The sequence below is a fragment of the Pseudomonas sp. GW821-FHT01E10 genome (assembly GCF_059422365.1).
The window spans coordinates 1-25,828 of the sequence record NZ_JBWKWT010000033.1 but is presented as its reverse complement, the minus strand read 5'-3'; the positions used below and the strand labels follow the sequence as shown (position 1 = coordinate 25,828).

At 58.9% G+C, this 25,828-nt stretch carries 24 protein-coding genes; 16 read left to right on the top strand and 8 right to left on the bottom strand.

Going from position 1 to position 25,828, the window contains the following annotated elements; translation table 11 throughout:
* Positions 1–18 precede the first annotated feature (18 nt).
* Positions 19–942 (bottom strand): TIM barrel protein, encoded by a 924-nt coding sequence (locus tag AC07V0_RS29110; protein WP_495020160.1) that lies wholly within the window; start codon positions 940–942, stop codon positions 19–21.
* 222 nt (positions 943–1,164) lie between these two features.
* On the opposite strand from AC07V0_RS29110, the gene AC07V0_RS29105 reads away from it, so the two are divergent.
* From AC07V0_RS29105 to AC07V0_RS29050, 12 genes are all read left to right on the top strand, one after another.
* On the top strand, positions 1,165–2,184 hold the full coding sequence (locus AC07V0_RS29105) for a LacI family DNA-binding transcriptional regulator (protein WP_495020168.1): 1,020 nt from the start codon (positions 1,165–1,167) through the stop codon (positions 2,182–2,184).
* 56 nt (positions 2,185–2,240) lie between these two features.
* Positions 2,241–2,540, top strand: coding sequence for a hypothetical protein (locus tag AC07V0_RS29100; protein WP_495020159.1), 300 nt, complete (start codon positions 2,241–2,243; stop codon positions 2,538–2,540).
* A 64-nt stretch (positions 2,541–2,604) separates the two neighbouring features.
* Positions 2,605–2,931 (top strand): hypothetical protein, encoded by a 327-nt coding sequence (locus AC07V0_RS29095; protein ID WP_064618512.1) that lies wholly within the window; start codon positions 2,605–2,607, stop codon positions 2,929–2,931.
* Between the two features lie 170 nt (positions 2,932–3,101).
* The gene (locus AC07V0_RS29090; protein WP_019580252.1) at positions 3,102–3,482 is read left to right on the top strand and encodes a RidA family protein; all 381 of its coding nucleotides are present in this window, start codon (positions 3,102–3,104) and stop codon (positions 3,480–3,482) included.
* Between the two features lie 228 nt (positions 3,483–3,710).
* Positions 3,711–5,387 carry an MFS transporter gene (locus tag AC07V0_RS29085; RefSeq protein WP_064618514.1) on the top strand — a complete coding sequence of 559 codons (1,677 nt, stop codon included), beginning with the start codon at positions 3,711–3,713 and terminating at the stop codon, positions 5,385–5,387.
* Between the two features lie 454 nt (positions 5,388–5,841).
* Positions 5,842–6,204 carry a DUF6124 family protein gene (locus AC07V0_RS29080; RefSeq protein WP_018930084.1) on the top strand — a complete coding sequence of 121 codons (363 nt, stop codon included), beginning with the start codon at positions 5,842–5,844 and terminating at the stop codon, positions 6,202–6,204.
* A 243-nt stretch (positions 6,205–6,447) separates the two neighbouring features.
* Complete coding sequence (locus AC07V0_RS29075) at positions 6,448–7,821, top strand: glutamine synthetase family protein (protein ID WP_018930083.1); 1,374 nt, start codon at positions 6,448–6,450, stop codon at positions 7,819–7,821.
* 7 nt (positions 7,822–7,828) lie between these two features.
* The gene (locus AC07V0_RS29070) at positions 7,829–9,220 is read left to right on the top strand and encodes an aldehyde dehydrogenase family protein (RefSeq protein WP_495020158.1); all 1,392 of its coding nucleotides are present in this window, start codon (positions 7,829–7,831) and stop codon (positions 9,218–9,220) included.
* Between the two features lie 3 nt (positions 9,221–9,223).
* Positions 9,224–10,384: an iron-containing alcohol dehydrogenase gene (locus tag AC07V0_RS29065; protein WP_111455096.1), complete on the top strand. Its 1,161-nt coding sequence runs from the start codon at positions 9,224–9,226 to the stop codon at positions 10,382–10,384.
* Positions 10,385–10,542: 158 nt separating this feature from the next.
* Positions 10,543–10,758, top strand: a complete 216-nt coding sequence (locus AC07V0_RS29060; protein ID WP_018930080.1) for a hypothetical protein — start codon at positions 10,543–10,545, stop codon at positions 10,756–10,758.
* 198 nt (positions 10,759–10,956) lie between these two features.
* A complete protein-coding gene (locus tag AC07V0_RS29055; RefSeq protein ID WP_495020157.1) occupies positions 10,957–12,672 on the top strand; it encodes an amidase in 1,716 nt (571 codons plus the stop codon).
* Between the two features lie 270 nt (positions 12,673–12,942).
* A complete protein-coding gene (locus AC07V0_RS29050; protein WP_026286724.1) occupies positions 12,943–13,215 on the top strand; it encodes a DUF2790 domain-containing protein in 273 nt (90 codons plus the stop codon).
* A 48-nt stretch (positions 13,216–13,263) separates the two neighbouring features.
* On the opposite strand, the gene AC07V0_RS29045 is transcribed toward AC07V0_RS29050, so the two are convergent.
* From AC07V0_RS29045 to AC07V0_RS29025, 5 genes are all read right to left on the bottom strand, one after another.
* A complete protein-coding gene (locus AC07V0_RS29045; protein WP_495020156.1) occupies positions 13,264–14,211 on the bottom strand; it encodes a LysR family transcriptional regulator in 948 nt (315 codons plus the stop codon).
* 66 nt (positions 14,212–14,277) lie between these two features.
* The gene (locus AC07V0_RS29040; protein ID WP_138867833.1) at positions 14,278–15,228 is read right to left on the bottom strand and encodes an aldo/keto reductase; all 951 of its coding nucleotides are present in this window, start codon (positions 15,226–15,228) and stop codon (positions 14,278–14,280) included.
* Between the two features lie 31 nt (positions 15,229–15,259).
* Positions 15,260–16,750: an efflux transporter outer membrane subunit gene (locus tag AC07V0_RS29035; RefSeq protein WP_495020155.1), complete on the bottom strand. Its 1,491-nt coding sequence runs from the start codon at positions 16,748–16,750 to the stop codon at positions 15,260–15,262.
* A 19-nt stretch (positions 16,751–16,769) separates the two neighbouring features.
* Positions 16,770–18,254 carry a DHA2 family efflux MFS transporter permease subunit gene (locus AC07V0_RS29030; protein WP_495020154.1) on the bottom strand — a complete coding sequence of 495 codons (1,485 nt, stop codon included), beginning with the start codon at positions 18,252–18,254 and terminating at the stop codon, positions 16,770–16,772.
* Positions 18,254–19,381 (bottom strand): HlyD family secretion protein, encoded by a 1,128-nt coding sequence (locus tag AC07V0_RS29025; RefSeq protein ID WP_018930073.1) that lies wholly within the window; start codon positions 19,379–19,381, stop codon positions 18,254–18,256. Before AC07V0_RS29025 ends, AC07V0_RS29030 begins: the two co-directional genes overlap by 1 nt.
* 260 nt (positions 19,382–19,641) lie before the next feature.
* Here AC07V0_RS29025 and AC07V0_RS29020 point away from each other — a divergent pair, with 260 nt between their 5' ends.
* Both AC07V0_RS29020 and mug read left to right on the top strand, forming a co-directional pair.
* Positions 19,642–20,268: a TetR/AcrR family transcriptional regulator gene (locus AC07V0_RS29020; RefSeq protein WP_495020153.1), complete on the top strand. Its 627-nt coding sequence runs from the start codon at positions 19,642–19,644 to the stop codon at positions 20,266–20,268.
* 8 nt (positions 20,269–20,276) lie between these two features.
* Positions 20,277–20,816 (top strand): G/U mismatch-specific DNA glycosylase, encoded by a 540-nt coding sequence (gene mug / locus AC07V0_RS29015; RefSeq protein WP_495020152.1) that lies wholly within the window; start codon positions 20,277–20,279, stop codon positions 20,814–20,816.
* Here mug and AC07V0_RS29010 read toward each other — a convergent pair.
* Complete coding sequence (locus tag AC07V0_RS29010; protein WP_018930071.1) at positions 20,728–21,759, bottom strand: bifunctional helix-turn-helix transcriptional regulator/GNAT family N-acetyltransferase; 1,032 nt, start codon at positions 21,757–21,759, stop codon at positions 20,728–20,730. The genes mug and AC07V0_RS29010 overlap by 89 nt on opposite strands.
* Before the next feature lie 47 nt (positions 21,760–21,806).
* Positions 21,807–22,712 carry a LysR family transcriptional regulator gene (locus tag AC07V0_RS29005; protein WP_495020151.1) on the bottom strand — a complete coding sequence of 302 codons (906 nt, stop codon included), beginning with the start codon at positions 22,710–22,712 and terminating at the stop codon, positions 21,807–21,809.
* Between the two features lie 109 nt (positions 22,713–22,821).
* Between AC07V0_RS29005 and AC07V0_RS29000 the strand changes: the two genes are divergently transcribed.
* Positions 22,822–24,060 carry an SGNH/GDSL hydrolase family protein gene (locus tag AC07V0_RS29000; RefSeq protein ID WP_495020150.1) on the top strand — a complete coding sequence of 413 codons (1,239 nt, stop codon included), beginning with the start codon at positions 22,822–22,824 and terminating at the stop codon, positions 24,058–24,060.
* 125 nt (positions 24,061–24,185) lie between these two features.
* Entirely contained in the window at positions 24,186–25,727 is a 1,542-nt protein-coding gene (locus AC07V0_RS28995; protein WP_032834283.1) for a sensor domain-containing diguanylate cyclase, read from the top strand.
* Positions 25,728–25,828: the final 101 nt, after the last annotated feature.

Below are 25,828 nucleotides of genomic sequence, written 5' to 3'. Positions count from 1 at the left end.
TCCTTCGCATGAGAGAAATCAGAAACCCGCCCGGGACAGGTAGTCACGGCTGGCAGCCACGTCGCGCAGACTGCCGTGGGCGTTACGTGGATCACGTTCTTGCTCGACCGTGATGTAACCCTGGTAACCGATCTCGGTGATCAGCTCGCGCAAGGCGCCGTAGTCGATGACACCCTGGCCGATCGGGCACATCACGCCTCTTGCGCACGCGGCGAAGAAGGTGACGTGTTCGCCCAGCACTTGATCGAACACGGCCTGATCGATGTCTTTGAAATGCAGGTAATCCACGCGGTCCGCGTACTGGCGCAGGGTCTGCACCGGGTCCATACCGGCGTAGTACAGATGGCCGGTGTCCAGACACAGGCCAGCCACTTCGTAGGGGATGTCTTCGACCAGTCGGGCCAGCTCATCAGCGAACTCGATGTAGCCCCCGGCGTGCGGATGAATCACCGTGCGCACACCGAATTCCGTCCACGCCAACTCGGCGATGGCGCGGATATGGGCCATCATGCCCCGCCAGGCATCGGGCGCCAGGCGCGGCGCGCGGTCAGAGTGGCCAGCGGCGTAGTCACGCTCCTCATGCCCCCAATCGATGACCACCAGACACGGCATGGCGAAACGTTGCCCCGGCTCCAGGGGAATTGCCGGCAACTGCTTGAGCAATGCGCAGATATTGCGGGTTTGATTCAGCAGGCTGGGCAGGTTGGCGGGGTCGACCAGATTGTCGAACACCGTGCCGGCCACCACATGCAGGCCGTGTTCGACCAGCACCGAGCCCACCGCGTCGGCGTCCAGTGGCAGGTAACCGTATGGCCCCAATTCGATGCCGCGATACCCCGCTTGCCCCGCTTCGCCAAGAACCTGTTGCCACGCCGGCAGATGAGGATTGTTGACGTCGTCGACGCCCCAGCAACAAGGCGCGGTGGAGATGTGGTGGGTCATGTCAGGCTCCGGAAATTATTGTTATGGGTAGCGATGTTTCGCTGGGAGAAATCCTAAGGTGGGCAGATGCACGGCTGCTATAGTCCCTGAGCGATACCTGTCAAAACCCGTCAAAAGTTTCAGATAGGCTTTCATTTCATGTCAGAGCATTCTCTTTCAGAGCACTCTTCGCCAGAGCATCCCTCGTCAGAAGCCGGCAACCCGCTCGGTCGTCGTGCAACCATGGAAGACGTGGCCTTGGCCGCCGGGGTGAGCCTGTCCACCGTGGACCGGGTGATGAATCTGCGGGCCAACGTGCGCGCCGATACCGCGCAACGCATTGCCGAGGCCGCCGCCCGACTGGGCTTCTACGGGCGTAATGTGATCGAACAACGAGTGCTGCAGCAGCGCCCGACCGTGCGTTTGGGGTTTCTGCTGCAAAAGCGTGGAGTGGCGTTTTATCAAGGGCTGGCCAAGGCCTTGGCTGAGGCGGCGACGGCCAGCGTGCGGGCCCAGGTTCGGGTGCTGATCCACTACATCGACGACCTGGCCCCGGCCGCCACCGCAGAACGCATTCTCAAGTTGCAGGGCGAAGTCGATGCCCTGGGCGTGGTGGCCGCCGACCATCCGGCTGTGCGCGAGGCCATGGCGCAATTGCGAGCGGCCGGCATTCCTGTGGTCGCCCTGGTGTCCGAGCTGAGCGCCTCGGCCGGCGCCGGTTATGTCGGCGTCGACAACCGTGCCATGGGCCGCACCGCCGGCTGGTTCATCAAGCACCTGGCAGCGCAACCGGGGCCAGCGGCCGTGATGGTCGGCACCCAGCGCTTTCAGTGCCAGGAACTGTGTGAAATGAGTTTTCGCTCCTTCCTGTCGGAACAACCCCAGGACTGGGAATTGCTGGCTACGCGCCTGACTCTGGAGGACGAGGAATTCGCCTATGCCGGCACGCTCGACCTGCTCACCAGCCAACCCGACCTTGTCGGCCTGTATGTGGCAGGTGGCGGTATCGAGGGGGTCATCAACGCCTTGCGCGAACTGAAAGCCCAGCACATCGCGCTACCCGTCGTGGTGTGCCACGACCTGACCCCCATCACCCGGGCAGCCCTGCGTGACGGCATCGTTCAAGCCGTGCTGTCACACCCTGTCGAGGCGCTGGCGCAAATGGCGGTCAGGGCCATGGTGGATGCCGCGATAGATCCAGCGTCGGACAGCGCAGCGAAGTGCATGCTTTCGTTGCAGATTGATGTGGCTGAAAGTGTTTAGTGGTCGGCAGCAGGCCTAGAACATTCCGAGGTGCTTTGTCAGGAGAAAAACAAAAAATGAGCATGACAAAAAACAGCATTATTTCGGCAATAAAAATTATTGTCATATTCACCACCCTGATAAGCGGATCGTATGCAGTTGTCATCCCGGCATTTGCACCCACCTATAAGACCTACTACATTCTAGTCATCGGAATCGCCACCTCAGCATTGCTTGGAGGTTTTATCGGCTATAAAGCCCTGGCAGATGAAATACCCCTCATCAAAATCGGCTTTGGTCTTTGCTATGCCACAGTCACAGCTATTTTTGTATTAGCATTTTCACTATTTATAATTTTAAACACTCGTGGAGCATGACTTGCAGCCATGCGCTATTTATCAGGCGACCGTGTTTATTGAAGCAATAAGATGAGCGTGCATCATGAGCGATCCAGATGAAATCGTTCGTACATTTGCCTTACAGAGAATTGCGAGCCTCTTCAACATTTCCGTGGACCTTCTTAATGAAGAAGACGTATTTGGGGAAGACTTGAAAGCCACCCGTTCTTCCGGTCTATTCACTAGAAATGAATATGATGCAATTGAAGGCGACATTCTTGATGTATGCGACAGAGAGACGTACAAGACCATAAGCTCTGGCAACCTGACCATTTACACCGTCGGCGATTATTGTGACCACATGGTTCGTTGTTATAAACGCAAGCCAAAAGACGTTATTGCGACATTGAAAATAACCTCGCTCAGCTGACTACGTTGGGCGGCTGCCATGCCGCGGGGAGCACCCGCCTGCTTGCCTTCCGAGTTTTCGAGCTGATTCACGAACAGCTCGACAATAGGGCTGTAAACTGGCCACGCAAAAAAGGCGCTGCATCATTGAATACCCCGGCGCCCCTTCACCCCCACAAACAAGAGATCCCCATGGCAAACCACGACATCACGTTCCTCCCCGATCCCGACGCGGAATCCATCTCCTCCGACGTCGCCGGTTTCGGCGGCCTGCTGGTCTCCACTCAAATTCCTACCCGCGCCGACGGCAGCCTGGAGCTGGGCGACATCACCCTGCAAAGCGAGTGCACTCTGCAGGCGCTCAAGGTCGCGCTGGAGAACGCCGGCAGTTCCATGGACCGGGTGCTGCATCTGACCATCTACCTCACCGACATGGCCGACCGCGCCGCGTTCAACGAGGTCTACCAGCGCTTCTTCGCCAAGCCCTGGCCGGTTCGCGCCGCCGTTGGCGTGGCCGCGTTGGCGGTCGAAGGCATGCGTGTGGAAGTCACTGCGATGGCGGCCAAGGGCTAAATCCGCGAACGTGCCCGGTGGGAGTGGCCATCGCCGGGCACGTTGGCGAGTGGATATCTGCGCGAAGGTGATTATGCTTTAAGAAACCATGCAGCAATGCGAGGCCGTCTGCCTGTTCCTCTGCTTCGCGCAATTGGTAATCCGACGACATCAGCCCTAGGGCCTGGGTGCGGTAATAAAGTTGGTGAGGTACTCCGGCCTTCAACAAGAGCAAGACGGAGAAGACTCATGGCCACGATTGACACTACAGCCACGGGCAGCATGCCCAACCGAGGGATCACCAAGGAGGAACGCAAGGTCATTTTCGCCTCGTCCCTGGGCACGGTTTTCGAGTGGTACGACTTCTATCTTTACGGCTCCCTCGCGGCGATCATCGCCAAGCACTTCTTCGCGGGCGTCAATGAAACAACCTCCTTCATCTTTGCGCTGCTCGCGTTCGCCGCGGGTTTCGCCGTGCGGCCCTTCGGCGCCATCGTGTTCGGCCGACTGGGCGACATGATCGGGCGCAAGCACACATTCCTCATCACCATTGTGATCATGGGTGTCTCCACCGCTGTCGTGGGTTTTCTGCCCGGCTACGAGACCATCGGCGTGGCGGCGCCGGTCATCCTGATCAGCCTGCGCCTGATGCAAGGCCTGGCCCTGGGGGGTGAGTACGGCGGCGCGGCGACTTACGTGGCCGAGCATGCGCCCAAAGGCAAGCGCGGCTACTTCACTTCGTGGATCCAGACCACCGCGACCCTCGGCCTGTTTCTGTCGTTGCTGGTGATCCTCGCCTGCCGCACCCTCCTCGGCACCGAAGCCTTCGAGGCCTGGGGCTGGCGGATTCCCTTCCTGGTGTCGATCCTGCTGCTGATCGTCTCGGTCTACATTCGCTTGCAACTCGCCGAGTCGCCGGTGTTCAAGAAGATGAAAGAAGAAGGCAAGTCTTCCAAGGCACCGCTGACCGAATCCTTCGCCCGCTGGGACAACCTCAAGATAGTGATCATGGCCTTGCTCGGCGGCACGGCTGGCCAGGCCGTCGTCTGGTACACCGGGCAGTTCTATGCGCTGTTCTTCCTGCTGCAGACGCTGAAGATTGACCCGCAAACCGCCAACTTTTTGATTGCCGGCTCGCTGCTGATCGGCACGCCGTTCTTCATCCTGTTCGGCAGCCTGTCCGACCGCATCGGCCGCAAGGGCATCATCATGGCCGGGTGCATCCTCGCAGCCGTGACCTACTTCCCGATCTTCCATGCGTTGACCGAGTTCGGTAACCCCGACGTGTTTGCCGCGCAGGCGAAGAATCCGGTCACGGTGGTCGCCGATCCCGGCCAGTGCTCGTTCCAGTTCGACCCGGTGGGCAAGGCCAAATTCACCAGTTCCTGTGACCTCGCCAAGACTGTGCTGGCGAAGAAGGCCATCCCCTACAAAAACGAGAAAGCCGCGCCTGGCGCCGTCGCGCAGGTGCGCATCGGTGACAAGGTCATCCCGAGTTTCGAAGGCACCGGCATGCCGGCCGCTGACTTCAAGACCCACAATGATGCCTTCGTCGCCACCCTCGGCACCGCCCTCAAGGACGCCGGCTACCCCGAGAAGGCCGACCCGGCCAAGACCAACTACCCGATGGTGTTGCTGCTCCTGACCATCCTGGTGATCTACGTGACCATGGTCTACGGCCCGATCGCTGCCTGGCTGGTGGAGCTCTTCCCGGCGCGCATCCGCTACACCTCGATGTCGCTGCCCTACCACATCGGCAATGGCTGGTTCGGCGGCTTCCTGCCCACGGTGGCGTTCGCCATGGTCGCGGCCACGGGTGATATCTACTACGGGCTGTGGTACCCGATCGTGATCGCGGTGATGACGGCCATCCTTGGTACTTTCTTCCTGCCGGAAACCAAGGATCGGGAGATTCATCACACATAAGCGTTCAGTATCGAGCAGCGATAGATTTGCACCCCACGCAATAAAAACGCCCCGTCAGTCTGTTCCTGACGGGGCGAATCACCACATACACCCACGGTGTTTAAGCTGCGTGTTTAAAGACACCCGGTGTTACTTCATCAAGGCTACAACGCCTTGCGTCGCTGCCTACGCCTGCGCCAGAATCCGCCGGCTTGTGCGCTTTGGGCTCGGGTTTTATCGTTTCCCGGTCACTGAAAAACAGTGATCGGGTTTGGTAGCCCGGTATTTCCAGGCGCATAGCGCCGCCTTTTGCAGAGGTTGTTTTTTCATCTCTGTTTTTATGGTGGCCATGCGTAGGGCTCCTTCGGGCGCGCCGGGTTCCTGGACCGGTCTACCAACCTGTGCATGGCCGCCACCCTTCGTTTGGTAGCAAAGGGTGATGGCTCCTCAAATAGTTTTCCCAGGAGTTTCATCCATGTTCAAACCTACACCCAATCCGCCGATCACAGACCCGACATCCCCCTACGAATCCCTCGATTCAAAAAAACTCCACGAAGCCGCCGAGCGCGCCCTCGACCACTACCTCAACCCCGCCGCCCAAATCATGGCCACGGCCAACGAACCCGAGCCCATGTACTTCGCCAACCCGAAGTACAACACCGAATCCCTGCTGGCCAACGCCAGCGAAACACTCGGCTCCGCCACCCTCATGCTCAACAATTTCGCAGCGTTGCTGGAGACCTCACATCGCAAGACCCTGCTGGGCATTGCGCAAGTGGTCATGCTCGGTGAACTGGCGGTGAACCAGGCACTGGATCACGTCGAACCGAAGGAATAATCGACAGGTTCTTTGGCGAGGCGGTAGCGCCTCGCCACATTCAACACCACCCCCCCCAAGACGTCAGCAACAGACAAACCTCACCAGCCTCCGCTCACCGAAACTTGCGCACAGCAACTGTAGGCTAAGCTTTCAGCAGCTTATTGCTCACGATGCTCGCGTCTGCAGGTTTGGGTTTTTTCTGGAGAGCGTCTGCAACAGCTATTTCAGACAGGTCCAGATCATTCACGCAGGACTGACGCGATGACCGAGCCCCTTCTCAGTTTCGAAGCACTTAAACGCGCCGCTGCCGCCGGCGAGATCGATACCGTGCTGGTGTGCATGGTCGATATGCAGGGGCGACTGGTCGGCAAGCGCTTCCAGGTCGAGTTTTTCATCGACAGCGGCCACGAAGAAACCCACTGCTGCAATTACCTGCTGGCCGACGACATCGACATGGAGCCGGTGCCGGGATACGCCGCTGCCAGTTGGAGCAAAGGCTATGGCGACTTTGTGCTCAAACCCGACATGTCTACGTTGCGGCGCGTGCCGTGGCTGGAATGCACGGCGCTGGTGCTCTGCGATGTGCTCGATCATCACCATAGAAAAGACCTGCCCCACAGCCCGCGAGCGATCCTGAAAAAACAGGTCGAGCGCCTGCGCGAGCGCGGCTATACCGGCATGTTCGCCTCTGAGCTGGAGTTCTATCTGTTCGATGAGAGCTATGAGGCGATCCACGAGCGCAATTACCACCAGCCGAAGACCGCCGGCCATTACATCGAGGACTACAACATCCTGCAGACCACCCGCGAGGAACCGGTGTTGCGGGCGATTCGCAAGCACCTGCAGGCATCCGGCATTCCCGTGGAAAACTCCAAGGGCGAATGGGGGCCGGGGCAGGAAGAAATCAACATCCGTTATGCCGATGCCATGACCATGGCCGACCACCACGTCATCATCAAGCACGCCTGCAAAGAGATCGCGCAACTACAAGGCAAGGCGATCACCTTCATGGCCAAGTGGCGCTATGACGCCGCCGGTTCCAGCAGCCACATCCATAATTCGTTGTGGGACAAGCATGCGAAAAAGCCGCTGTTCTTCGACCCCAAGGCCGAGTTCGGCATGTCGAAACTGATGCGCTCGTGGGTGGCCGGGCAGCTCAAATACGCTAACGACATCACCTGTTTTCTGGCGCCCTACATCAATTCGTACAAGCGCTTTCAGGCCGGCACCTTCGCGCCAACGCGGGCGGTCTGGAGCAGGGACAATCGCACCGCCGGCTTTCGTTTGTGCGCTGAGGGCAGCAAATCCATCCGCATCGAATGCCGCATCGGCGGTGCCGACCTCAACCCCTATCTAGCCTTCGCCGCGTTGATCGCCGCAGGCCTGGCCGGGATCGACGAGAAGCTCGAACTCGCGGCACCGTTCGAGGGCGATGCCTATGTCGATGAGCATTTGCCTGAAGTGTCGAAAACCCTGCGCGAGGCCTGCGCCGCCCTCAAGGCGTCGAGCATGTTGCGCGAGGCGTTCGGTGATGAAGTGATCGACCACTACGTGCACACCGCCGACTGGGAACAGAAAGAGTACGACCGACGGATAACCGACTGGGAACTGCAGCGCGGCTTCGAGCGCTATTGAGCACGCCATGACTGAGACCGTTCAACTTATCTCCCCGGTCGATGGCCGGGTCTATGCCGAACGCCGCCGTGCCGATGCGGTACAGATCGAGCAAGCCCTGACGGCGGCCGAAACCGCCCAGGCGCAATGGAAACGCCGACCACTGAGCGAACGCGCCGCGTTTTGCAGCGCTGCCGTGGACGCGATGCTGGCGATGAAGGATGAGATCGTGCCGGAACTGGCCTGGCAGATGGGCCGCCCGATACGCTTCGGCGCTGGCGAACTGCGCGGTTTCGAAGAACGTGCCCGGCATATGATCGCCATTGCGCCTGAAGCGTTGGCAGCGATAGAGCCCACGCCTGTCGCGGGTTTTCGACGCTATATCAAACGCGAGCCGCTGGGTACGGTGCTGGTCGTCGCGCCGTGGAATTATCCGTATTTGACGGCGGTGAATACGATCATCCCGGCGCTGATGGCGGGCAACAGCGTGATCCTCAAACACGCCACGCAAACGCTGCTGGTCGGGGAGCGTTTCGCCGAGGCCTTTCGTCGCGCCCAGCTGCCCGAAGGGCTGTTCCATAATCTGCTGCTCAGTCATGTCTATGCCGCGGCGATCATTACCTCTGGACGGGTGCAGCAGGTGAACTTCACCGGTTCTGTCAGCGGCGGCGAGGCCATGGAACACGCGGCCGTCGGAGGTTTCCTCGGCGTGGGGCTGGAGCTTGGCGGCAAAGACCCGGCCTACGTCCGGGCAGACGCCAACCTTGAGCATGCGGTGGAAAACCTGGTGGACGGCAGCTTCTTCAACTCCGGGCAGAGCTGCTGCGCCGTCGAACGGATTTATGTCGATGAAAAAATCTACCCGGCCTTTGTCGAACGCTTCGCTGCCCTGACCCGCCAATACGTGCTGGGCAACCCGCTGGACGAAGCCACCACCCTCGGGCCAATGGTCACACCGGGCGCCGCTGAGTTCGTTCGCAAGCAGATCGCCGATGCCCAGGCACAAGGGGCCAGGGCGCTGATCGATCCAAAGGACTTCGCTGCCGGCCCGCCGGGCAGCGCCTACCTCGCGCCGCAGGTGTTGGTGGACGTCACTCATCAAATGGCGGTGATGCGCGAGGAAAGCTTCGGCCCGGTGGTGGGCATCATGCCGGTGGCCAGCGACGACGAAGCCATCGCCTTGATGAACGACAGCGAGTTCGGGCTCAGTGCCTCGATCTGGACCCAGGACCTGACCGCCGCCGAACGCATCGGCAACGAGATCGCCACCGGCACCGTGTTCATGAACCGCTGCGATTACCTGGACCCGGCCTTGGCCTGGACCGGGGTGAAGAACAGCGGGCGCGGCGTAACGCTGTCGCGCCTGGGCTATGAACACCTGACCCGAGCCAAATCCTTCCACTTGCGCCACGAGATTTGAGCCATGAGCCTGACCGCGAACTGGAACTACCCCACGAGCATCCGCTTCGGTGTCGGCCGCATCGCCGAACTGGCGGAAGTCTGCCGCAGCCAAGGTATCCAGCGACCGTTGCTGGTCACCGACAGCGGCCTGGCACGTGCCCCGATCACCACCGCGGCGCTGGAATCCTTGCGCGCCGCCGGCCTCGGTGTCGCGTTGTTCTGTGATCTCAAACCCAATCCGGTTGAAGCCAACCTGGCGGGTGGGCTCGACGCCTGGCGTGCCGGCAACCATGACGGCGTGGTGGCGTTCGGCGGTGGCAGCGGCCTGGACATGGGCAAGCTCATCGCGTTCATGAGCGGCCAGACCCGACCGGTGTGGGATTTCGAAGACATCGGCGACTACTGGACACGCGCCGACGAAAGCCGCATCGCCCCGATCATCGCGGTGCCGACCACGGCGGGCACCGGTTCCGAGGTCGGTCGTGCGGCGGTGATCATCGACGAGCGCACGCACACCAAACGCATCATTTTCCATCCGAAGATGATGCCGCGGGTGGTCATCAGCGACCCCGCCCTTACCGTCGGCATGCCGGCCAAGGTCACCGCCGGCACCGGCATGGACGCGTTTTCCCATTGCCTGGAATCGTACTGCGCTCCCGGCTTTCATCCCATGGCCGAAGGCATTGCGGTGGAAGGCATGCGCCTGGTGGCCAATGCCCTGGTGCGGGCAGTGCACACGCCTTCCGACCTCGACGCGCGCGCACAAATGCTCGCGGCGGCGGCGATGGGCGCCACTGCGTTCCAGAAAGGCCTGGGGGGAATGCACGCCCTCTCGCATCCGGTGGGCGCCCTGTACGACACCCATCACGGCATGACCAATGCCACGTTCATGCCCTATGTGCTGAAGTTCAATCGCCCGGCCATCGAGGAACGCATCACCCGTCTGGCGGCGTATCTGCGCCTGCCCTCCCCGGGCTTCGACAGTTTTATGGCCTTCGTCCTCAAACTGCGCAAGGACATCGGCGTGCCGCATACGCTGGTGGAGCTGGGGGTGGATGATCAGCAGGCCGACCTGATCGCGGATATGGCGATTGTCGACCCCTGCGCTGGCGGTAATCCGCTGCCATTGACACGAAATGGCGCGGCCGAAATTTTCGAAGCGGCTTACCACGGCCGTCTTTAGAGCTCAGCAATCTGCCTTTTTGGGTACACATCACACTTATGTGATTTTGATATCAGCGCCATCAAGCTTCTGGTATCCATTGGGCTGGCATACCGGAAAAATCTCGAACTCAGACCGTATCGCTGAATCCAATGTGTAGGCCAACGGAGGTAAGCGAAATGAACAATGATGACCGTGTCAACGACGTCGAATCAGAAACAACCTCGAACACCCCACCCACCGATCCGTCTGATGAACCCATCGATGTGGTCGACACAGAGCTTGAGGACAGCAACGTTGAAGATGCCACTGCGACTCGAACCCAGAAGCAGGAAGCTGAAGAGCGCAGCCGAAAAATAGCCGAGATCGAACGCAAGGTGGCGGATGGCAATTAGAAAAAAACACGCGCCTCATCAGGTTCAGGGCACAGGCGAATGACAGAGGGCAATGAGTTCTCCGATACTGTCGCGCAAATGCAGTGCAATGAGAACCGAAATGAAAACCCATTGTGAAATAAGTGATGTCCCTGAGCCGAAAACCCGGCGTAACAGCAACCTTCACCACGCTACCCGTCTGCAGCAGGCGGTAACAGCATGATCGAGGTCACCGAGGTTTCCATTGCCGAGCTGCGTGCCGCGCTCGAATCCGGCCGGACCACGGCGGTTGAGCTTGTGCAGGCCTATCTCGCCCGGATCGACGCCTACGACGGCGCCGACACGCCCACCGCCCTCAACGCGGTGGTGGTGCGCAACCCCGATGCGCTCATAGACGCGCAGGCGTCCGATGCCCGTCGGGCCAAGGGCGAAACGCTAGGCCCGCTCGACGGTATCCCCTACACGGCCAAGGACAGTTATCTGGTGAAGGGGCTGACCGCCGCCTCTGGAAGTCCCGCCTTCGCCAACCTGATCGCTTATCGCGATGCGTTCACCATCGAACGGCTTCGCGCCGCCGGGGCGATCTGCCTGGGCAAGACCAATATGCCGCCAATGGCCAACGGCGGGATGCAGCGCGGGGTGTATGGCCGTGCCGAGAGTCCGTACAACGCCGACTACCTCACCGCCCCTTTCGCTTCGGGCTCTTCGAACGGCGCCGGTACCGCAACCGCCGCCAGTTTCTCGGCATTTGGCTTGGCGGAAGAAACCTGGTCGAGCGGACGTGGCCCTGCCTCGAACAACGGTTTGTGTGCTTATACGCCTTCGCGCGGGGTGATCTCGGTGCGCGGCAACTGGCCGTTGACGCCGACGATGGACGTGGTCGTGCCGTTCGCCCGGACGATGGCGGACCTGCTCGAGGTGCTCGATGTGGTGGTGGCCGATGATCCCGACACACGCGGTGATCTATGGCGGATGCAACCTTGGGTGCCAATTCCGAGTGTCGCTTCGGTGCGCCCCGCTTCCTACGGATCGCTGGCCGTGAAAAGCGATGCGCTCAAAGGAAAGCGCTTCGGCGTGCCTCGCATGTACATCAACGCCGATCCCGACGCGGGCACCAGCGATGCGCCTGGCATCGGTGGGCCGACGGGCCAGCGCATCAACACCCGCCCTTCCGTGATCGGGCTCTGGGAGCAGGCGCGCAAGGCACTCGAAGCGGCCGGTGCTGAAGTGCTCGAGGTCGATTTCCCGCTGGTTTCCAATTGCGAGGGTGATCGTCCTGGGGCGCCAACGGTGTTTAACCGGGGCCTGGTGTCCAAAGAGTTCCTGCACCATGAGTTGTGGGATCTGACGGCCTGGGCGTTCGATGATTTTCTGCGAGCCAACGGCGATCCAAAACTCAATCGCCTGGTCGACGTGAACGGGCCGCTGATTTTCCCCCACGACCCGGGGACGCTGCCCAACCGCGAGGGCGATCTTGCCGCGGGCATGGACGAGTATGTACGGATGGCCGAACGCGGTATTACGCCGTGGGATCAGATCGACACGCTGCCGGATGGATTGCGCGGGCTGGAACAGACCCGTCGAATCGATCTGGAGGAATGGATGGATCGGCTGGGGCTCGACGCGGTGATCTTTCCGACGGTAGCCGACGTTGGGCCGGCGAATGCCGATGTCGATCCGAAGTCTGCGGACATCGCGTGGAGTAACGGGGTATGGGTTGCCAACGGCAATCTCGCCATCCGCCACCTGGGCGTTCCAACAGTCACGGTGCCGATGGGCGTCATGCCGGACATCGGCATGCCCGTCGGGCTGACATTTGCCGGTCGCGCCTATGACGACTCGACGCTGCTTCGCCTGGCTTCGGCGTTCGAGTCGACGGGGACGAAACGCTTGATCCCACCGCGCACCCCGCCCTTGTCGGGTAGCCAAAAATAGAAAGATCGCAGGTTCCTGCAGAGGTTGAGTACCCCCGTACCCATGCCCTGTAGGAGCCTGCGATCTTTCGGCCATTCATGCGAAAACCGGCAACAGTGTTTGTCCAGTCGGCTGCTATTTGAAAGAAGTTCAAACACCTAACATCGTCTCTACCCAGTGAGCCAATAGCGTCAGTATCCATTAGCTCACGAGGTAGCCACTCGAAAAACCGAGATGAGTTTTACGATCATCTCGGCCCCAGAGTAAACCTTGGACGATACGGTGAAGATAATGAAAACTTTAAAAATTGCGGTTCTTCTGGCACTTGCCGGTATAGGCGCACACGCCTTTGCAGACGATGGCCATTCAATTAACGCGACCAGCAAAACACCTGTTGAGATCTACACGTACGAAACGAAGCTCGACATTAAGAAAGTCATTTACCTCTCAGAGATTCCGGACGAGTGCAAACCGGTCCCGGTGCAAATGACCTATGAAGACTCCCACGATCAACGGCATGTCATGCAATATCAAGTGATGGGCACTGGATGTTCAAACGGTTGAGTACCGTGCGGACGATGGAGGGTCGACACTCCTTGCCTGCGGTGCAACTCACTCAAAAACTGATGTTTTGCCTGAGCCTACGATTTTTTCATCGGATGCCAACATGCCCGGGATGTGATGTTTAAGAAACTCCACCCAAGTCTTTGTCTTCGCATCCACGAATTTTCGTGATGGGTAGATTGCAAATAGATTCAACTCTTCAAGCCGATACTCCGGCAGCACGCGCACTAACGTGCCGGCCCTGAGACCATTGACCGCAGAAGCAATCGGCTGAATACCGATGCCCATCCCGTTTGTTATCGCAACGGTCATTCCATCAGCCGTATTGATGTGAAAGGGAGACAATGGGACGTTGATTGACTCCACGCCTTCAGGCCCCTCAAATGCCCAGTGTTCAACCGGCATTACCGTATTAACAATCCTCAAGCAATCATGTGTACCAAGAGAACCCGGAGAATCCGGGATTCCGCGTTTCTTCAGATAAGCAGGCGAAGCGCAGAGAATGCTGTAAGTGATGCCAAGCCGCTGAGCGACAAACCCTGAATCGGGCAGATCCCGCGCTAAAACAATCGACATGTCATACCCTTCCTCGAGCAAGTCAGGTAGCCGATTGGTCAGCGTCAAATCAAACATGACCGAGGGATGAGTCTCTCTGTATTTGGCAATGGCATCGATCACGTAATGATTACCGATGGCTGACATGGCATGAATTTTCAGCCTGCCCACGGGCCGGGTGTGAGCGCTCCCGGCTTCCTCATCGGCTTCACGTACCTCGTCAAGAATCCTCTCGCATCGTTGCAAATAGCGCGCACCGGCTTCGGTCAGCGCCAGGCGTCGGGTGGTGCGGTTAATCAGACGGGTTTGAAGCCTGGTCTCGAGGCTGGAAACGGCTTTGGAGACGTTGGTTGTCGTGGTGTCCAATAGCTCGGCTGCCGCGGTAAAACTGCCGCTCTGGGCAACAGCCATGAAAAACCGCATGGTTTGGAAAACGTCCATCGTTTTCACCTCAAGGCCGTGGATAACAGGAGCGGCCTTACAGCAGGCCGCCCTCCTCGTCACGTGTCACTTTTTCCGTGGAATAAATCCAGGCACACCGGTTTCCACGACCGAGTTGAATCGTACCCTGGTCGTAATATCTTCCTTGATCTCAAGCATCGCCCTATGCGGCAGGGTGGAAATATCCAGGTTTTCCTTGATATGACTTGGTGTAGCGGACGTGGTCAAAAAAGCAACGCCCCGTTGTACAGACCAGGCCAATGCCACTTGAGCCGGAGTCTTCTGCAAGCGCTTGGCGATCCCTGTAATCACCGAATCTTCCAACACTTTCGGCTCCATGCCATGGCCCAGTGGCGCGAACGCCAGGAGGACGATTCCATGCTGTTTGCAGAACTCAAGCAGTTCCCATTCCGGCAGATAAGGGTGGGATTCAACCTGCACCACGGCAGGTTTGATCCGGGCCACTGCCACAATCTCTTTTAACGCTTCCAACGTGATATCAGACAAGCCGATGGACTTGCAGCGGCCTTCATCCACCAGGCGTTCGAGTGCTCTCCAGGTCTCGATCAGTGTCACGCCGGAGTCGTAGATGACGCGACCCTGTTCGTCTCTCGGGTCCTGATTCTCACCGGGTTGAAAGGCAAACGGCGTATGGATCAGGTAGCAGTCGATAGAGTCCACTTGGAGGCGGCGGCAGCTGGCCTCGAAGGCAGGTTTGACTCGCTCGGGACGATGGTTGGTGTTCCACAGTTTAGTGGTAATGAACACGTCCTCCCGGCGGATCTTGCCCGCCTCCAGCATCTCTTTTATCGCAGCGCCGACACTCTCCTCATTGCGATAGCGCTCTGCACAATCGAAATGGCGAAAGCCCGCTTCCAAGGCGTCCTTGACCGCTTGTGTGGTGACGCTGAGATCACTGAACAGCGTGCCAAACCCAACGGCCGGCATTTCACCTGAGCCGTGGTTCAGCGCAAACCGGGTATCGCGAAGTGCATCGTGAAAAGCTTCGTAAGACATCTCTTGACTCCAATGTTCGGGGCCGTAGCCGTTATTGATACGAAGGGTTATGTGCTTCGCGACTGGCAATCCGTTGCTCAAACGCGCCGACGGAATTACCGCCGAGGGCTACATACAGTTGCACCGTGTCGAGATACTGCGCGGTCTTCACCCGAATTTGCCCCAGCAACGCTTGCTCATAGGCTCGTTCCGCTTCCAGCACCTGGAGAGTGCTGTTCTCGCCTTGCGCGTAGGCTTGCTGGTTCAACCGAAAACTGGTTTCTGCAGCGCGTAACGCGTCTTCCTGCGCCAGGTTTTGCTCGGCGTCATGGTTGATCGCCTGCAACGAGTCCGCGACCTGGCCGAACGACTGAATGACCGTCTGCTGATAACCGGCGAGCGTCGCCTTGTAACCGTCGACGGCAGCCTGACGTTCAGCCTTGAGCGTTCCGCCGTCAAAGATCGGCCCCGCCAACCCTGCAGCCAAACCCCAGAGCGCGGCACCACCATTGCCGGAAGCGGCCTGTACCAGCGAGGCGGACAGCGTTACATGGGGATAGAGGTTCGCAGTCGCGACACCGACTGCCGCGCTGGCCATGTGCAGTTCCGCCTCTGCTTGCAGGACGTCCGGTCGGCCGTGGGCCATTTCCGAAGGCACACTCACCGGCACGTTGGCCGGCAATACGAACTCGGCAAAATCGAAGTCCGGCGCGATCCAGTCGCCAGGGCCCTTGCCGGTGAGAATCGACAGCGCATGGCGCGCGGCATCACGCTGCTGAGCGAGGGGCGGCAGCAGTGTGCGGTCCTGGGCGAGCCGGGTCTCGGCCAGCGAAACATCGATCTGCGTGGTGACGCCGCTGGCATGTGCCCTGCGCACCAGATCGAGGTTCTTGGCGTCATTGGCGAGCAGCTTTTCGACGGCTGCCATCTGCGCATTGGCAGACGCCACCAACAATGCCTGGCTGGCGACATTCCCCGTCAGGGTCAGGTACGCCGCTTCGTATCGATGCTTCTGAAGATCGGCAAACGCTTGCTGCTGCTCGACCCGCCGCTTGTTACCGCCGAACGCATCAAGGTCGAAACCGACCCGCGGCCCAATCGCGTAGAAATTGGAGATCGAAGGCTCTTTCGCGTTGTGTACCCGCTGACGACCCGCCTGGGCGCCAAAGTCGACCTGCGGATAAAGCGCCCCCTCCGCCGCCGCGACGGACGACGCCGCTTGCCGGATCGTTGCATCCGCCGCCACGAGCTCAAGATTGCCCTCGATGGCGCGACGCACAACCTGGTCGAGCTTCTGCGAATGGAAGGCCGTCCACCAGTCACCGCTGACCTTTTGGCCGAGGTTGATGTGTTGCCCGCCAGGCCGGTTGCCGCCCTGGCCGAGACGCTGCTCGGCCTGTCGGTCGTAGTGCTGCGACAGGCTCGGCGGCTGCATTTGATAGTCGGGGCCGACGGTGCAGGCCGTCAGGAACGCAAGAACCGACACCGCACCGAACGTGGTTTTTAACGTCTGTCTGTTGATGAAGCGTGCATTGGATTTCATTGGGCAAACTCCACGAAAACTAGTTGGTCGGAACGGGCTTGCGAAGAAAGACAACCAGTGGACTGACCACCAGCATCGCCACCATCAACAGCTTGAATTGGTCGACCACCGCGATAAAAGCCGCCTGGCCGGTGATCATTTCATTGAGCCCCGCCAGTGCTTGCAGGGACATCGGCGCGGCATGCGCAGCGGTGCGATAAGGCGTCAGATGGCTGACCAGTGCCAGGTGCATCGCTTGCGTATTGTTGAAGAAGAAAATCTGCACGATCGCAACGCCGAGGGTGCTCCCGTAAACACGCGACAGATTGAAAAAACCAGTGCCTTCCGGGCGTAACTTGGGATCGAGCGTGCTGAACGCGATCTTGGTGAGCGACGGCATCAAGATGCCGATGCCAATCCCCTGGATCGCCCCGGCAATCGCCACCGGCGACCAGTCCATCAACGGCGAATAACCGAGCATCAGCCAGTTGGCGTAAATCACCACGGCCACGCCAATCGCCACGAACAACCGACGGTCGAAACGCTCGGGAACACGGCCCATCAGCAGGAAAGCCCCTACCAGCCCCACACCACGCGGTATCGTCAGCGAACCTGTCGCATCAGGTGGGTAGCCGAGGATCTCGTCCAGCATCGGCGACGTCAGTGCCACGGTCGACAACAGCACGAACCCCACGGCGAAGAAGATAATCGTCGACAGTACGAAGTTGCGGTCCTTGAACAGACGCTTGTTGAGGAAATGCACCTTCTTGCTCAACAGATGCACGGCGAACAGATACAGCCCCAACGCGCAGCCCGCCGCCTCCAGCCAGATTTCAGTCGAGGCAAACCAGTCCAGGCGTTCGCCGCGGTCGAGCAACATTTGCAGGCTGATCAACGCCAGCGTGAAGCTGCCGAAGCCGAAGAAATCGAACGACGGTCGTTGCTCGGCCTTCTTCTCGGCAAGCAAAAGCGCCATCACCAGGAAGATGAATGCCGACAACGGAAGGCTGATGTAGAAGATCGGCCGCCAGCCAAAATGCTCGCTGACCCAACCACCGATGCTCGGGCCGCTGACGATGCCCAAGAGCACGATTGCCGTCCATGTCGCGCCAAATTTCGCACGCTTCTCCAGTGGCAACGTCTCCATTGAAATCGCCATCGACAGCGGCGCCAGCACGCCACTCGCCAGGCCTTGGATAATTCGCGCCCCGACGAACTCCAGCGGAGTCGTCGCAACGGTGGCGAGCAGCAAGCCAAGAACGAAGAAGGCCAGCGCGGCCTGATAAACCCGCTTCAAGCCATAACGCCCGGCCAGCCACTGCGCAACCGGCATGGTGATGGCGCTCGCCGCGAGGTATGAGGTGAATACCCAGCCTGCCTGGTCGTCAGTCATCGACAGACTGCCTTGGATAAACCTGAGTACCGCATTCGGCAACGGCAGGTTCGCCGACTGCATATAGGTCGCGAGCAGCGCGGCGAACCTCAATGTTCCCGCACCTTGAGGCCCGATAGAATTGGCGTTCATCAGAAGTTACCTGCGGTTAACAGCGCCTTGAGCGGATGCCACCATGGCGTGTGATACCCGGTATCGACCTTGACTGTGGCGCTGGTGCCCGAAAAAAGCGGAAACGCCGGGTCGGCCTCGTCGAGTTCAAGGCGCACCGGTACCCGCTGGACAACCTTGACCCAGTTGCCGGTGGCATTTTCAGGCGGCAGCAAGGCGAAGTCCGATCCGGCACCGGGGCTCATGCTGGTCACGTGGGCTTTGAAAACGTGATCGGGATAGGTATCGATGCTGATGGTTGCTTCCTGGCCTGGACGCATGTGGGTCACCTGCGTCTCGCGGAAGTTGGCCTCGACCCAAATCTGCCGATCGGACAGCAGCGCAAAGGCCGGCGCACCGTTGCTGACGTAGTTGCCAACCTGCAGATCGTCGACCTTGGCCACGATGCCATCGTCCGGCGCATATACCGTCGTGTACGAGAGGTAGAGTTGCGCCTCGTCCAGCTGCGCCCTCGCTTCACGAACCGTCGGGTGGTTATCGGCTTCGATGTCTGGATTACCGTTCAACGCGACAACCGTGCTGGCGATCTGTTGTTCGATCGACGCGATGCGTTGCCGGGCAACTTTGAGGTCGGTGTCGGCGCGCTCGTAAATCGCCCGCGAGACGAACTCGGTAGCGACCAGCGCTTTCTTGCGGGCAAACTCGCGCTGATCGAAATCGGCCGACTCTTTGGCCGATTGCAGTTCAGCCTGCTGCTGGCGGTAACCGGCCTTGAGCCCATCGATGCGCAGCCGCGCCACGCTCAGCTGTGCTTGCGCACGGTCAACCGCGATCTGGAACGGTTTCGGGTCGATCCGAAACAGCATCTGGCCTTTGTGAACCGGTTGGTTGTCCTCGACGGCGATTTCGACGACTTGTCCGGAAATACGCGCGTTGATCGACGCCTTCGCCACTCGGGCGTAGGCGTTATCGGTCGAAATGAACGCCTCGCCTGCTTGATAGCGGGCATAGCCCAGCGCTGCGAAGAGCACCGGCAAACCGACAATCAACAAGGGCCGAAATTTCTGCTTGAACGGTTTTTTGATGGGCGCGTCAGGCCTTGCGTGCTCGAAGGTCTGCGTAGCCGGGATGTCGAACTGTTTAGTCATGATCGAATACACCTTTAACCGGGAAATCGGGCCAGCACCTGCGAGAATCGCCTGCGGCCCTGATGGCAAAAATTGCCGTGAGAAAGCAAACCCGTGCACGGTCAGGGAGGATCGCTCCACCGCACCGGTTTCGTCGCCGCAACACCCAGTTCGAGCTCAGCTACAACAAACCTGACGTTCAGGAACTTCTGGTTCCTTAATTTTGTGCGATGGTGTAAGAATATAGAGCAGTCCATCCCCACACAAGGATTTTGTACGACATGGCACAAAAAAAGATTACAGAGGGCAAAGGCCGAGGCCGCCCCCGCGCATATGACCCGCAGACAGCGCTGCAACAGGCACTTGGGGTTTTCTGGAGCACTGGATATTCCGGCGCTTCCCTGGACAGCATCGCCACCGCCGCCGGCATGAATCGCCCAAGCCTCTATGCGGCATTCGGTGACAAGCACGCGCTCTACATCAAGGCGCTTGAGCAGTATTGGGAGTCTGCCTCCGCTGCCATGCAGGAGGCGCTTATGGACAAAGACCTGACTTTGGAGCAGGCGCTAATGGGCTTCTATGAGGGACAGCTGTCGATCTACTTCTCGGGCGAGGGGCAACCGCGTGGCTGCTTTGCGATCGGCACGGCGACGACCGAAGCCGTCGAGGATTCTGCAATACGAGAGGTTCTTGCGGACCGGCTCAGCCGGCTCGATGCCGATCTCGAAGCACGTCTGCGCGCGGCAGTCAGCGCCGGTGAGTTGAAAGACGATGTCGACCCAGCCGCCCTCGCCGTACTCGCCTCATCCCTGTTGCATAGCATTTCGATACGGGCGCGAGCGGGCAAATCCCGCGCGGAATTGACGGAGCTTGCCCGCAATGCGGTCAACGTGATTTGCGGTGTGTGAGGTGTAGGGTGAGTGAAGGACTCGAAGACATTCTCACCGAACGGCTTGCGGTGATTTTTTGTGGCATTAATCCGGGCGTGACTGCCGCCGCCCTGGGCCATCATTTTGCGGGTCGAGGCAATCGCTTCTGGCGCACACTCCATCTCGCCGGTTTTACGCCTACAGAGGTGCCCCCGGAAAACGACCGGACGATTTTGCAGTATCAATGTGGATTAACCGCAGTGGTTGAACGGCCTACGGCGCGAGCGGATCAGCTGTCCGTGCATGAATTCACCGCTGCCGCTGCGGATTTTGAACAAAAGATCGCACACTATGCGCCACGCTTTGTGGCGTTTCTCGGCAAAGCTGCGTACAGCGCGTTGTCCGGTCAACGGGACATCGCGTGGGGGCTTCAGTCAAAAACTTTTGGTGATGCCTCGGTCTGGGTCCTGCCCAATCCCAGCGGGCGAAATCGCGCGTTCACGCAAGATCAATTGGTGGATGCGTATCGCCAACTCCATTTAGCGGCCCAGCAACCGGGCCAGGTCGCACAAAACACTGTTCGATAACCGTCGCCCCCCACTGCTGGCCCTCCTGCTCCTGTTCCAACTTGAAGCCAAAGTCTTCATACAGTTTACGAGCCACATCCAGGCCTTTGAACGTCCACAACCGCGTCGCACAAAAGCCCTGTTCGTCACAGAATTTCATGGCTTCAGCCAACAAGCGTTTGCCTGCGCCTTTGCCTCGCGCCGAGTCATCCAGAATGAAACAGCGCAGAATCGCTTCGCCGCCCTCGCCTTCACCGTCTATGGCGATGGAACCGACAATTCGCTGGCCATCCAACGCCGCCCAAACCTCGTTGCGTGGATTGTGCAAACGCCCCATCAACTCCGCCATGTCCGATGCGACCAGGCTTTCGAATGGCTGGCCGAAATTCGAATGCCGTGCGTAGTAGTCGGCATGCATTTGCACCATGCGGCCGATGATTCCGGGCCGGTAGCCCCGAGCGATCTCCAGCTGCGCGGGGGGCTGCGGCGCTGTACCGAGTCGATGAGCTTGCAGTGCGCCGGCATAGTTGGCGATGCCCTCACTCACCGCTTGTTGTTGCTCATTCGTCAGATAAACCAAGGCAGCGTCCACCTGTTGCCTGGCGAACGAATCAATGGCTCGCAGGGTTTTCTTGCCCTGCGCCGTGAGTCGCAGTTTCTTGGAGCGCGCATCCTCCTCGTGTGGAATTTCTTCGATCTCGCCGGCCTCAATGAGCTTGCGCACCATCCTGCTCACGGTGGATTTTTCCAGGCCGAGCAGTTCCACAAGTTCCCCTGCTGTCAGCGCCCCCCGATCTCCAATCTCCACGATCGTGTGAACAAACGAAGGCGAATAGTCCGTCGCCGCCAGCGTGGTTTGCATGAACCCCAACTCGCGAACCATGAGGCGCGACGCCGAACGGACTTGGTTGATCAGGTCTGACTGGGTACGGGTCACGGCAAGCACCTCGAACAGAATGTGCATTTAGTTGTATAACACAACCAAATACCCGTCAAATCAAGGGTGCTCCGTCAAGGCAAGAAACCAGGCAACTGCCCTACCCGTTCGGCCAGATACTGCATCAATAAACGCGTGCGCAGCGGGCGGTAGCGGCGTTCGGGATAGATCAGAAAAGCGTCGTTCGGTGGGCCGCTCCAGTCGGGCAGCACCCGGACCAACTGCCCGTTTTCAAGCAGGTCGCTGACCAGCCAGGCCGGCGTGATACACAGCCCCGCACCCTGCAGAAGACCGTCGCGAATGGCCAATGAGCTGTTGGTTCGATAGCGCCCCTGAGTCGTGACACTGATTTGCTCACCATGGGGGCCGTTGAGCTCCAGACGGTCGCCCGCGGTCAACCACGCAAAACGCAGGAAGTTGTGCTCGCTCAAGTCCGCCGGGCTGTTCAATGGGGAATGGTTGCGCAGGTATTCCGGTGCGGCCACCAGATAGCGCGGTGAAGTCGCTATGCGTCGGGCAACGGCGTTCGGCGGCAGGCTGCCCCCCAGGCGCAGGGCCAGGTCGACGTTTTCCTCAGTGAGATCGACGAAACGATCATTGAGGATCAGTTCAACTTCAATGGCCGGATACTGCTCCATGAACGACAACAGCAACGCATTCAACCGCAACACACCGAGGCTGACCGGAACGTTGACGCGCAGAAAACCTTCGGGGCGTTCGGTCAGACAACGCACATCCGCAACGGCCTCGCCGTACTCTTCCAGCACGCCTTTGGCACGCTCGTAGAAACGCTTTCCCTGTTCGGTAGGCGTCAACCCGGTGGTGCCACGAATCAACAAACGGGCTCCCAATTGCTTTTCCAGGGCCGCGACCAGTTTGCTGACGGTGGGCTGAGTGCTGCCTAACTCACGCGCGGCAGATGACAGGCTTCCGAGCTCAATGGCGCGGACAAAACAATGCATCGCTCTAAGACTGTCCATGGGCATTCGATTCTGGAATGGGCTGTATGCAGTTTCCCCTTCTACCACACGCATTTTGAATAGACCAATCTGGCCTTCTTGATCCATTCCCCCCCAAGGAGATACCTGGATGAAAGCCTTTCACTCGAGAATAACGTTGCCTCTCGCCTTGACCGTCCTGCTTGCCGCAAGCCCTGTCATGGCGGCGGAAAACTGGGTCACCACCTGGATGGCCAGCCCTCAACCCACCTGGGGCAACGAACTGCCACTGCCCACGCGAATTCCGGAAGCGCTGACCGATAGCACCCTTCACCAGAGGGTGCGCATCAGCAGCGGCGGAAGCCGGTTACGGGTGGTGGTTTCCAACGAATATGGCAAGCAACCGCTGGTCATCGGTGCCGCGCGTATCGCCTTCACTGAGGGCGTCGATCAGATTCGCCCAGGCTCCGGGCACACGCTGAAGTTCAGTGATCAGGAACAGGTCACCCTCGCTGCGGGTGAAACGCGGATCAGTGATCCGATAGAACTGGCAGTGCCGGCGCTCAGTGAGCTTGCGATCGCTCTTTATCTGCCGCAGCACACGCCGTTGACGACCTTCCATTGGGATGGCAAACAAACCGCATTTATCACCCCTGGCAAACATGTCGACGCTCAGCGACTGGAAGGCAGCGAGCAGGTGGAGGCGCGGCTGTTTCTCAGCGACATCCTGGTGGATGCACCGCTCGACACCCGTGCCCTTGTGGTGCTCGGCGATTCGATTACCGATGGCAATGGCTCGACCCTGGACAGCAATCGACGCTGGCCGGACTTCCTCGCTCAACGCTTGGCCGCGCAGAGGCTCGCGGTGCTCAACGCTGGGATATCCGGGGCTCGCCTGCTCGAAGATGGCATGGGTGTCAGTGCACTGGCGCGTTTCAAGCGCGATGTGCTGGGCAAGCCCGGAGTAAAAACGGTGATTGTGATGCTCGGCATCAATGACATCAGTTGGCCGGGCTCCTCCTTCGCTCCGAACGAACACCTGCCAGCCAAGGAACAGTTGATCGCGGGCTATCGGCAACTGATCGATCAAGCGCGCCTGAACAACATTCGCATCATTGGAACAACCCTGATGCCGGTCGAAGGCGCCCTGGATGGAACGATCGTGAAGAACTATCACAGCGCCGAGAAAGAACAACTGCGCCAGGCCATTAATGACTGGATACGTAGCAGCCACGCATTCGATTCCGTGATCGACTTCGATCTAATGACCCGCGACCCTGAACACCCAAGTCGCTTACTGCCGACTATCGACTCCGGCGACCACTTGCATCCCGGCGATACCGGCAACAAGGCGATGGCCGAGAATATCGACCTGAAAACGCTGATCTAGTCGTTTGAAACAAAACGCGAAAAACCATATGGATCTTGAATTGCCCAAGTTCGAGAATGACATGAACTGTTGGCACCGATGGAGATCAGCAGATAATGTAGTCGAAATTCATCCCAGGGGGTTTTGTGGAAAACCGCTCCGAAGACAATACCCGCCACTCCCCTTTGCAGCCGAGAAGACTGCCGGCAACAGCGATCTCCGTCGTGTTCATGGCTTTAGTCACCCTCTCGATACTGAGTATTTACTGGCTTCAAGCCGCCCAAAGTAAAGCCTATGAACTCTCACAAGCAAAACTGGTATCAGGCAATTTGACGTGGTCGATGGCCCAACAAGCGACTGACACGTTTGATGAAGCCAACCTGATCCTGGATGAACTGATCGACAGAATAAAAGACAACCCAAGTGCCCAACAGCTCGATAAAACACAAAAACTGCTTAAGCGCAGAGTCTTTACCACCGAACAGTTGCACGGCCTTTTTTACTATGATGAAAACGGCAACTGGATCCTGACTTCGTTCGATTCGAAACCTGAAGCGCCCAACAATGCCGATCGTGATTACTTCATCTTTCACAAAAACAACGTAACCCTGTCGCCTCGCATCGGCCGGGCCATCCGCAGCCGCACGACCGGCGAATGGATTATTCCTCTTTCCCGACGAATCAACGATAGCGAGGGCCATTTTAAGGGTGTCGTGCTGGCCACGATCAAAATGGCCTACTTTGACAAGTTCTTCTCAACGTTCTCCATTGACCGCAAAGGCGCCATTTTCCTGGCCCTTCCCGACGGAACGATAATCGCCAGGCGGCCATTTGCTGAAGAGTTCATCGGTGCGTCGCTAGCCAAAGGGGAAATATTTTCCATCTATTTACCCAAGTCTCCGGCTGATACCGTCATGATCAAATCGATTATCGACGGCGTTGATCGACTCTTCGGCTACAGGTTGCTTCAAAAATATCCGCTGGTCGTCGCTGCCGCCAATTCACGGGAAGCCATTTTTGCCGAGTGGAAAACCGGAACAATCAAGATGGCATTGATGATTGGCGCAGTGCTGCTGGTCAACCTTCTTGTCGGCCTCTTGCTCATCAAGAAAATACGTTACGGCGTCTCGGTAGAAAATCATTTGAAGCAGACCCGGGCAGCCCTGGAAAAACTGGTATTGCAAGATGCCCTCACCGGACTTGCAAACCGACGCCACCTCGAAAACAGCTTGCAGCAGGAATGGCTTCGCGCGGTAAGACATCACTCTCCGATCAGTTTGATAATGCTCGACATTGATTATTTCAAAAGCTTCAACGATCAATACGGGCACATTGCCGGCGACCATTGCATCGCTTCCGTAGCGCAGGCAATCGCACAATGCATTCACAGGCCATCGGATTTAGCCGCGCGGTACGGTGGCGAAGAGTTTGCGGTATTACTACCCGATACAGATGCCGAAGGTGCCTACTCCATTGCCGAAGACATCAGGCTCGCGGTGCTGAACCTTGCTATTGCACACGATGGCAACCCGGCCAAGAGTGTGACCGTCAGTTTAGGGGTTTATACCTGCGTGCCGGAGGCTGCCGAATATAAGCACCTGCTGACACAGGCGGACTCGGCACTGTACCGGGCGAAACGCTCAGGCCGGAATCAGACTGCCTGCTTGTCTTTGATCGAGGCCGGATAAGGCTTTAAGTCAAGACGCAGAACCCTGTGGGAGATTCTATGGTTGAGGGGAAACCCTCAACTTGCTTTCGGCTGGTATTCGCTCTGCCCCTTCAGTAGCGC

What these genes read in the sequence shown, in the direction of transcription:
- AC07V0_RS29110 (WP_495020160.1), bottom strand. Translation starts at nt 942, where the DNA reads ATGACCCACCACATCTCCACCGCGCCTTGTTGCTGGGGCGTCGACGAC.
- AC07V0_RS29105 (WP_495020168.1), top strand. Translation starts at nt 1,165, where the DNA reads ATGGAAGACGTGGCCTTGGCCGCCGGGGTGAGCCTGTCCACCGTGGAC.
- AC07V0_RS29100 (WP_495020159.1), top strand. Translation starts at nt 2,241, where the DNA reads ATGAGCATGACAAAAAACAGCATTATTTCGGCAATAAAAATTATTGTC.
- AC07V0_RS29095 (WP_064618512.1), top strand. Translation starts at nt 2,605, where the DNA reads ATGAGCGATCCAGATGAAATCGTTCGTACATTTGCCTTACAGAGAATT.
- AC07V0_RS29090 (WP_019580252.1), top strand. Translation starts at nt 3,102, where the DNA reads ATGGCAAACCACGACATCACGTTCCTCCCCGATCCCGACGCGGAATCC.
- AC07V0_RS29085 (WP_064618514.1), top strand. Translation starts at nt 3,711, where the DNA reads ATGGCCACGATTGACACTACAGCCACGGGCAGCATGCCCAACCGAGGG.
- AC07V0_RS29080 (WP_018930084.1), top strand. Translation starts at nt 5,842, where the DNA reads ATGTTCAAACCTACACCCAATCCGCCGATCACAGACCCGACATCCCCC.
- AC07V0_RS29075 (WP_018930083.1), top strand. Translation starts at nt 6,448, where the DNA reads ATGACCGAGCCCCTTCTCAGTTTCGAAGCACTTAAACGCGCCGCTGCC.
- AC07V0_RS29070 (WP_495020158.1), top strand. Translation starts at nt 7,829, where the DNA reads ATGACTGAGACCGTTCAACTTATCTCCCCGGTCGATGGCCGGGTCTAT.
- AC07V0_RS29065 (WP_111455096.1), top strand. Translation starts at nt 9,224, where the DNA reads ATGAGCCTGACCGCGAACTGGAACTACCCCACGAGCATCCGCTTCGGT.
- AC07V0_RS29060 (WP_018930080.1), top strand. Translation starts at nt 10,543, where the DNA reads ATGAACAATGATGACCGTGTCAACGACGTCGAATCAGAAACAACCTCG.
- AC07V0_RS29055 (WP_495020157.1), top strand. Translation starts at nt 10,957, where the DNA reads ATGATCGAGGTCACCGAGGTTTCCATTGCCGAGCTGCGTGCCGCGCTC.
- AC07V0_RS29050 (WP_026286724.1), top strand. Translation starts at nt 12,943, where the DNA reads ATGAAAACTTTAAAAATTGCGGTTCTTCTGGCACTTGCCGGTATAGGC.
- AC07V0_RS29045 (WP_495020156.1), bottom strand. Translation starts at nt 14,211, where the DNA reads ATGGACGTTTTCCAAACCATGCGGTTTTTCATGGCTGTTGCCCAGAGC.
- AC07V0_RS29040 (WP_138867833.1), bottom strand. Translation starts at nt 15,228, where the DNA reads ATGTCTTACGAAGCTTTTCACGATGCACTTCGCGATACCCGGTTTGCG.
- AC07V0_RS29035 (WP_495020155.1), bottom strand. Translation starts at nt 16,750, where the DNA reads ATGAAATCCAATGCACGCTTCATCAACAGACAGACGTTAAAAACCACG.
- AC07V0_RS29030 (WP_495020154.1), bottom strand. Translation starts at nt 18,254, where the DNA reads ATGAACGCCAATTCTATCGGGCCTCAAGGTGCGGGAACATTGAGGTTC.
- AC07V0_RS29025 (WP_018930073.1), bottom strand. Translation starts at nt 19,381, where the DNA reads ATGACTAAACAGTTCGACATCCCGGCTACGCAGACCTTCGAGCACGCA.
- AC07V0_RS29020 (WP_495020153.1), top strand. Translation starts at nt 19,642, where the DNA reads ATGGCACAAAAAAAGATTACAGAGGGCAAAGGCCGAGGCCGCCCCCGC.
- AC07V0_RS29010 (WP_018930071.1), bottom strand. Translation starts at nt 21,759, where the DNA reads ATGCACATTCTGTTCGAGGTGCTTGCCGTGACCCGTACCCAGTCAGAC.
- AC07V0_RS29005 (WP_495020151.1), bottom strand. Translation starts at nt 22,712, where the DNA reads ATGGACAGTCTTAGAGCGATGCATTGTTTTGTCCGCGCCATTGAGCTC.
- AC07V0_RS29000 (WP_495020150.1), top strand. Translation starts at nt 22,822, where the DNA reads ATGAAAGCCTTTCACTCGAGAATAACGTTGCCTCTCGCCTTGACCGTC.